The sequence below is a fragment of the Mycobacterium sp. genome (assembly GCF_049281135.1).
Classification (GTDB): domain Bacteria; phylum Actinomycetota; class Actinomycetes; order Mycobacteriales; family Mycobacteriaceae; genus Mycobacterium.
Genome location: NZ_JBAPRN010000639.1, coordinates 1 through 7,729, shown reverse-complemented (window position 1 = coordinate 7,729; position 7,729 = coordinate 1). Strand labels below are relative to the sequence as shown.

Annotated in this window: 6 protein-coding genes and 1 pseudogene; 2 read left to right on the top strand and 5 right to left on the bottom strand. The window is 63.4% G+C overall.

The window, feature by feature from the left end:
- A pseudogene (locus WAN02_RS25290) lies at positions 1-210 on the top strand (class I SAM-dependent RNA methyltransferase); the annotation flags it as partial.
- Positions 211-214: 4 nt separating this feature from the next.
- On the opposite strand, the gene WAN02_RS25285 reads toward WAN02_RS25290, so the two are convergent.
- The 5 genes from WAN02_RS25285 to WAN02_RS25265 form a co-directional block, all read right to left on the bottom strand.
- Positions 215-1,504, bottom strand: a complete 1,290-nt coding sequence (locus WAN02_RS25285; RefSeq protein ID WP_422267551.1) for an SLC13 family permease — start codon at positions 1,502-1,504, stop codon at positions 215-217.
- Positions 1,505-1,667: 163 nt separating this feature from the next.
- Entirely contained in the window at positions 1,668-2,117 is a 450-nt protein-coding gene (locus WAN02_RS25280) for a CBS domain-containing protein (RefSeq protein ID WP_422267549.1), read from the bottom strand.
- 83 nt (positions 2,118-2,200) lie between these two features.
- Positions 2,201-3,502, bottom strand: coding sequence for an SLC13 family permease (locus tag WAN02_RS25275; protein ID WP_422267547.1), 1,302 nt, complete (start codon positions 3,500-3,502; stop codon positions 2,201-2,203).
- Positions 3,499-3,942 carry a CBS domain-containing protein gene (locus WAN02_RS25270; protein WP_422267545.1) on the bottom strand — a complete coding sequence of 148 codons (444 nt, stop codon included), beginning with the start codon at positions 3,940-3,942 and terminating at the stop codon, positions 3,499-3,501. The genes WAN02_RS25275 and WAN02_RS25270 overlap by 4 nt, the downstream gene beginning before the upstream one ends.
- A 63-nt stretch (positions 3,943-4,005) precedes the next feature.
- Positions 4,006-5,307 carry an SLC13 family permease gene (locus tag WAN02_RS25265; RefSeq protein WP_422267543.1) on the bottom strand — a complete coding sequence of 434 codons (1,302 nt, stop codon included), beginning with the start codon at positions 5,305-5,307 and terminating at the stop codon, positions 4,006-4,008.
- 314 nt (positions 5,308-5,621) lie between these two features.
- Between WAN02_RS25265 and dxs the strand changes: the two genes are divergently transcribed.
- Complete coding sequence (gene dxs / locus WAN02_RS25260) at positions 5,622-7,556, top strand: 1-deoxy-D-xylulose-5-phosphate synthase (protein ID WP_422267541.1); 1,935 nt, start codon at positions 5,622-5,624, stop codon at positions 7,554-7,556.
- Positions 7,557-7,729 lie beyond the last annotated feature (173 nt).

The following is a 7,729-nucleotide window of genomic DNA, read 5'->3' as shown; positions in this document are numbered from 1 at the left end:
CCGCCGCGCGGTGGCGCCGGACGCGAGGTGATCGGCCTGCTGGCCGCCGCCGAGGTACCGAGGATCGTTCATATCGGTTGTGAGGCAGCGTCATTCGCTCGCGACATCGGCCTCTATCAGGGCCACGGATACGCGGTGGACAAGATCTCGGTGTTCGACTCGTTCCCGCTGACGCATCACATCGAGTGTGTCGCCCTGCTGACCCGCTGACCGCTCACGCAAAGACGAAATACCGCAACCACAAGTAGAGCGCGCACAACCCGGTAGAGATCGCGGTGACCACGATGCCCTTGCGGGTGAATTCGCCAAACGAGATGTGGTGGCCCGACCGCATCGCGATCCCGAGCATGACGATGTTGGCGGTGGATCCGACGGCGGTCAGGTTGCCGCCCAAGTCGCCGCCAAGTGCCAGCGCCCACCACAGCACATGGTGGTGGTGCGAGCCGGTGATGGTCGAGGCTAGGTGGCTCACGATCGGCGTCATGGTGGCCACGTAGGGGAGGTTGTCGATAAAGCCAGATACCAGCGTCGATATGACCAGGATCAGCATCGTTACGACCAAGACGTTGTCGCCGACCAGGTCGGCTGCGACCTCGCCCAGATACTTGATGACCCCGGTTTTGAACAGAGCGCCCACCATGATGAACAGGCCGACCATGAACAGCAAAGTGTCCCATTCGACGTTGGACATGTACTCGGACTGCTCCAACTTCGAGGTCATGATCAGGGCGCCCGCGCCCAGCAAGGCGACCAGTGACGGTGCGACGTGGACGTCCGGGGCGACGACGAAACCGGTCAACACCAGCGTCATGACAACGCCGCATCTGGCGAGCAGCTTGCGATCTCGGATCGCATCGCCCTCTTTCAGCGACATGACGCCCGCGACCCGTTCTGGACTGGCCGACGCCAGGCCGCGGAACAGCAACGGCGACACCGCGAGCAGGACCAGCATCACAATGATGACGATCGGTGCCATGTTCACCAGAAAAGAGTTGAAGGACAACGCCTTGCGGGCACCGATGATGATGTTCGGGGGATCGCCGACCAGCGTCGCCGCGCCTCCGACATTGGACGCGAACACCTCGGCCAGCAACAGGGGTACCGGATTGACGTCCAGCGCATCGCAGACCAGCAGGGTTACCGGGGCGATCAACAACACCGAGACGACGTTGGGCAGGATGGCAGAGGCGAGTGCCATCACCAGCATCAGCAGCATCATGATCCGCAGCGGCGAGCCATTCGCGCGCTTGACGGCCCAGATCGCGGCGTACTCGAACACGCCGGTCTGGCGCAGGACGCTGACTATCATCATCATCCCGAGCATCAAAAAGATGACGTCCCAGTCGATTCCGTTGTCCTGCGAGTAGAAAACGTCGGGCGAGTCCATCACCGGCAGGAAGACCATCGCCGCGGCCCCGACCAGCGCGACCTTCGTCTTGTTGAACCGCTCGCTGATGATGAGCGCGTAGGCGACCACGAACACGGCGATCGCGTAATACATCATGGCGCGGTGCCCTCAGACGGTCTCCTCGACACGCCCGAACTTTATAACGGGACCCTGGCTCGTTGCTGTGGGGTCAGCTTGCAGTGCAACAGGTTTCGGACCAATCGTTAACGAGAAATTCATTCGCGAGAACGATGTGACGGCCACGCCGCGGGCGTTGTCGTTACTCGATCTTCAAAGCCGCGGCCAACAAGCGTGATGCGGTGATCACGCCGTGCAGCTTGTTGTTCTTGACCACAGCGACCAGCGGACTTCGCAGCCGCGCCATGACCTCGGCCACTTCGATGATGGTGTCGTCGGCGTCGGCCACCGGTATGTGTTGCCGTTGCTTCGGCAGCATGTCGCGGATGGTCTTGCCGCTCAGCTTCTCTACCGCGTGGTCGGCCATCGATTCGGTCAGCACGCTGGCCAGCCCGGGATCGTCCTGCACATACCCGGGCACGATGAACCGGACGACCTGGGATGCCGGCAGCACGGCGAACGGCGTTTCCGACGTATTCGTGACCACCACGATCCCGTTCAGCCGGTGTTCGGCGAGTAGACGGACCGCATCAAGCGCATCTGAGTCGATATTGACGACTGGAAATTTTTCGTCCAGATCCTCTGCTCGCACAGAGACACCATACGTCCGCCGCGAAGTTCCGGTGACTGGGACCGCCGTTCGGTTTGCGAAGGCTCGTGCAGCCGGCGGGCGGCCTAAGCGAAGGCGAGGTAGCGCACCCATATGTAAGCGATAGAGAGGACAAGCGAGATCGCTGTCACTATCGCCCCTTTCCCGGTGAACTGTGCGAAGGAGACGGGATTGCCGGAGCGCTCGGCGATGCCCATCACGACGACGTTGGCGCTGGCCCCTACAGCGGTGAGATTGCCGCCCATGACGGTGCCCATGATCAGGGCCCACCACAGCACGCCCTGGCTGTTGAAGTCGTGCATCGACGAGGCGAACTGACCGACGATCGGGGTCATCGTGGCGGCGTAGGGAACATTGTTGACGAACCCACTGAAGACAAAAGAGACCACGAGGATCAGCATCGTCGTCGCCACGGGGCTGCCGCCGGTCGAACTGCTGGCCGCGTGGGCCAACTTATCGATGACGCCGGTTCTCACCAGGGTGCCGACCATGACGAACAGACCTGCGAAGAACAGCAGCGTCTCCCACTCGACGGCGGACAAATAAAACTCGCGGCTCAGGCCTGATATCACGATCAAGATGCCGGCGCCGGTCATCGCGATCAGTGACGGCTCCATGTGGAGTTGCTTGTGCGCGACGAACCCGGCGAACACAAGAACCAGGACGACTGCGCACTGGATCAGCAGCTTGCGATCGCGGATGGCTTCGCGCTCGTCGAGCGACATGACGTCGGCGATCCGTTCGTCATCGACGGTGAATGCGCCGGGGAACAACACGGGCAGCAGCACCACCAGGACGCCGAGAACGATGATCACCAACGGCGCCATGTGGACCAGGAACGAGACGAAGCTCAGCTCGGCCCCGGTGCCGATGATCATTGAGGTTGGATCACCAACCAGCGTCGCGGCGCCGCCGATGTTGGCGGCGAACGCCTCGACGATCAGGAACGGTACCGCGTTGATGGCCAGCCGCTCGCACACCAGTAGCGTGACCGGCGCGATCAGCAAAACGGTCGTGACGTTATCCAGGAAGGCTGATCCGAGAGCGGTTACCAGCAACAGCAGGATCATGATCCGCAGCGGGGAGCCTTTGGCCCGCTTGGCCGACCAGATGGCCACGAATTCGAACACACCGGTCTGCCGGACCACGCTGACGATGATCATCATCCCGAGGAGCAGAAAAATAACGTCCCAGTTGATCCCGGTGTCTTCCGAGTACCAGACCTCATGAGAGTTGATCACCGGCAAGAAGAACATGGCCGTCGCGCCGGCCAGCGCCACCAGCGTCTTGTTCAATTTCTCGGTGGCGATCAACACGAACGCAATCACGAACACCGTGGCCGCGTAGATCGCGTGAAACGCGTTCAAGATTTGAGCGCCGCGGCCAGCAGGCGTGATGCGGTGATCACTCCGTGCAACTTCCCGTCCTTGGTCACCGCGATCAGCGGAGTTCGTCGCTGCGCCATCTCTGCCGCCACTTTGACGAGGGTGGCACGCGCATCGATGGTTGGCAGCTCGCGCGCGTAGTCCGGCAACACCTCACCGACCGTTTTGCCGGCCAAATTCTGGGCGGCCTGGTCCGGCGTCGGATCGCCGAGGACGCCCGCGAGTCCCAAATCATCCTGCACGTAACGCGGCAGGATGAATCGCAGGATCGCGAACGCCGGGAGCACCGCGTATGGCTTCCCGGACGCATCGGTGACCAGGAGTCCGGGCAGGCAGTGCTCGGCGATCTTTCGAGCAGCGTCGAGTGCGTCCGAATCGATGGGCACGATCGGGAACTTCTCTTCGAGATCCTCTGCCCGCACACGGACACCATACTTGGCCGAGAGCTTCGGGGATCGGGCGTGGCCGAATTTCGGGACTTCGGGCTAACCGAAGGCGAAGTAGCGCACCCAGAGATAACCAACGGAAAGCACGAACGAGACCGCGGTCACCACCGCCCCCCTTTTGGTGAAGTCCCAGAACGAGACCGGATGGCCGGCGCGTTGCGCGATTCCGACGGCGACGATGTTCGCGCTCGCGCCCACCGCGGTGAGGTTGCCGCCGAGCACGGTGCCCAGCAGCAGGGCCCACCACAGCACCCCGGAGCCGACGGGGCCGTGAATAGATTCGGCCATGTGTCCGACGACGGGGGTCATCGTGGCGGCATACGGAACGTTGTTGATGAAGCTGCCCAACGTGAAAGACACCGTGAGGATCAGCATCGTCGCCGTCCAAGCATCGCCACCTGTCAGGTGGCTGGCCAGATCGGCCAGTTGCTTGACGACGCCCGTCTTCAACAGCGCCCCGACCATGATGAATAGTCCCGCGAAGAACAGCAGCGATTCCCATTCGACGCTGGACAGAAACACCTCTCGGCTCACGCCGGACATCGTGACCAGGATGCCGGCGCCGGCCATCGCCACCAGCGAAGGCTCCATGTGGATCTGCCTATGCAGGACGAACCCGGCGAACACTGCGGCCAGGATGATTCCGCATTGGATCAGTAGCCGGGGATTGCGGATCGCTTCCTTCTCGTTCAATGTCATGACATCGGCGACCCGCGCGGGATCGGCGGAGAAAAAGCCTGGGAATAGCCGGGGCAACAGCAATAAAAGTACGGCCAGAACGATGAGCACCGCCGGTCCCATGTTGGCCGTGAATGTGATGAAGCTCAGCTGGGCTCCGGTGCCGATGATGATGCTGGTCGGATCTCCGACCAGGGTCGCCGCGCCGGCGATGTTGGCAGCGAGGGCCTCGACGATGAGAAACGGCGCTGGGCTGATGTCCAGGCGGTCGCACACCAGCAGGGTGACTGGCGCGATCAACAGCACCGTGGTCACGTTGTCCAAAATTGCCGTTCCGAGCGCGGTGACAAGTATCAGCAAGATCATGATCCGCAACGGGGAACCCTTGGCGCGCTTGGACGACCAGATCGCCATGTATTCGAACAGGCCGGTCTGGCGGACCACGCTGACGATGATCATCATGCCGAGGAGCAGAAACAGGACATCCCAGTTGACCCCGGTGTCGCGTGCGTAGAAGACTTCGTCGGAGTTGATCGACGGCAAGAAGAACATCGCCACTGCGCCGCCCAGCGCCACGAACGTCTGGTTGAAACGCTCCGTGGCGATCAACACGTAGGCAATCACGAACACCGTCACCGCATAAACGGCATGAAAGACGCTCATCGGCTGGCCTGCCGTCGGGTCCGCGCTTGACTCACCATGTGCGGTGGGTGATCACGCCGCCTCACCGGACGTCCGTCCGCCAGGCCCGGTCGCGTCGACCGTGCAATTCATCGCGCACTCCTGATTAGCCCTGATTAACCTTGAATCGCGGGGAAACCCGAATAGCACGAAACGACGCCGACCAGGCTTCCCGGCACACCGGGGCATAACTTAGCAGGCTTATCTGTGTGGTTTCTGAGGGCATTGGTGTGCGTCGGGCGGGGTATCACTGCAGGTCCGCGCCGTGGACTGGCGGCTCTGCGTACACTGGCGAAATGCTTGAACAGATCCGTGGGCCCGCAGATCTGCAGCACCTGTCTCAGGCGGAACTGCGCGATCTGGCCGTCGAGATCCGCGAGTTTCTTATTCACAAAGTCGCCGCGACCGGAGGCCATCTCGGACCCAACCTCGGCGTCGTCGAACTGACGCTGGCGTTGCACCGGGTATTCGACTCGCCGCACGACCCGATCATCTTCGACACCGGCCATCAGGCTTACGTGCACAAGATGCTGACCGGCCGGGCCGCGGACTTCGAGACGCTACGCAAAAAGGATGGGCTGTCGGGTTATCCGTCGCGGTCGGAGAGCGAACACGACTGGGTCGAATCGAGCCACGCGAGTGCGGCGCTGTCGTATGCCGACGGGCTGGCCAAGGCGTTCGAGCTGACCGGACATCGCAACCGGCACGTGGTGGTGGTGGTCGGCGACGGCGCACTCACCGGCGGCATGTGCTGGGAGGCGCTGAACAACATCGCGGCGACCCGCCGCCCGATGGTGATCGTCGTCAACGACAACGGCCGCAGTTACGCGCCGACATTCGGCGGTCTGGCCAACCACCTGGCCATGCTGCGGCTGCAGCCCGGTTACGAGCATCTGCTGAAGCGCGGGCGCAGTGCGATGCGCGGCATGCCGCTCTTCGGCGAAGTGGCTTACCAATTCATGCACAGTGTCAAAGCCGGTGTGAAGGACGCGCTTTCGCCGCAGCTGCTGTTCACCGATCTCGGCCTGAAGTATGTCGGGCCGGTCGACGGGCACGACGAGCACGCCGTGGAGGCGGCGCTGCGCCGCGCCCGCGGATTCCACGGTCCGGTGCTGGTGCATGTCGTGACGCAGAAGGGCAGGGGCTACGGCCCAGCCGAGGACGACGAGGCCGAGCAGATGCATTCCTGTGGGGTGATCGATCCAGCGACCGGGTTGGCCACCAAAATCGCGGGACCGAGTTGGACGGCGACGTTCTCCGAGTCGCTGATCGAGCACGCGACCAAACGCCGCGACATCGTCGCGATCACCGCGGCCATGCCCGGGCCCACCGGACTGAGCGCGTTCGGAGAACGCTTCCCGGACCGCCTTTTTGACGTCGGCATCGCCGAGCAGCACGCGATGACGTCGGCGGCGGGACTGGCGATGGGCGGGATGCATCCCGTCGTCGCGATCTACTCGACTTTCCTCAACCGGGCGTTCGACCAGATCATGATGGATGTGGCGCTGCACAAGCTGCCGGTCACGATCGTGCTCGACCGGGCCGGGGTCACCGGTAGCGACGGCGCGAGCCACAACGGCATGTGGGACATGTCGATGCTGGGGATCGTCCCCGGGATCCGGGTGGCCGCGCCCCGTGATGGTGCCCGCCTGCGTGAGGAACTCGGCGAGGCGCTGGCTATCGGCGACGGGCCCACCGTGATCAGATTCCCGAAAGGCGATGTCGGCGAAGATATTCCGGCGGCGCAGCAACACGCCGGGGTAGACGTGCTCGCGGCACCGGCCGTGGGGCTGGGCGCCGACGTTTTGCTGGTGTCGGTGGGCGCGTTCGCGCCGATGGCTCTGGCGGCGGCCGAACGGCTGCGCGACCAGGGGATCGGGGTGACAGTGATCGACCCGCGCTGGGCGCTACCCGTTCCTGGCGCGGTGCCGGAATTGGCAGTGGCGCACAAGCTGGTGGTCACGCTGGAAGACAACGGGGTGGCCGGTGGTGTCGGTTCGGCAGTGTCGGCCGCGTTACGGGCCGCCGAGATCGACGTGCCATGCCGCGATGTCGGCCTGCCGCAACGGTTCTTCGATCATGCGTCGCGTGGCGAGGTACTCGCCGCTGCCGGTCTGACCGACCAGGACGTGGCCCGCCGGGTCACCGGCTGGATTGCTGCGTTGTCTCGCGACGGCGTCGGCCCCGGCGGTGTCGCAGGGGAGGCCGAAATCACTGAGCAGCTGGACTGACGCCGCGCTTCACCCCGCGACACGTAAAGCTCGGCCACGACACGCCGGGCGGATTCATACGGTCAGTGCAACATCCGTGATTTGAGGGGTTGCCATGCCGAGTGGATATCCGTTTTCGAGGGAAGTGCGGCGCGAGTTTTTAGGCCTGGTGTGTCAGGGCATTCCGGTCATCC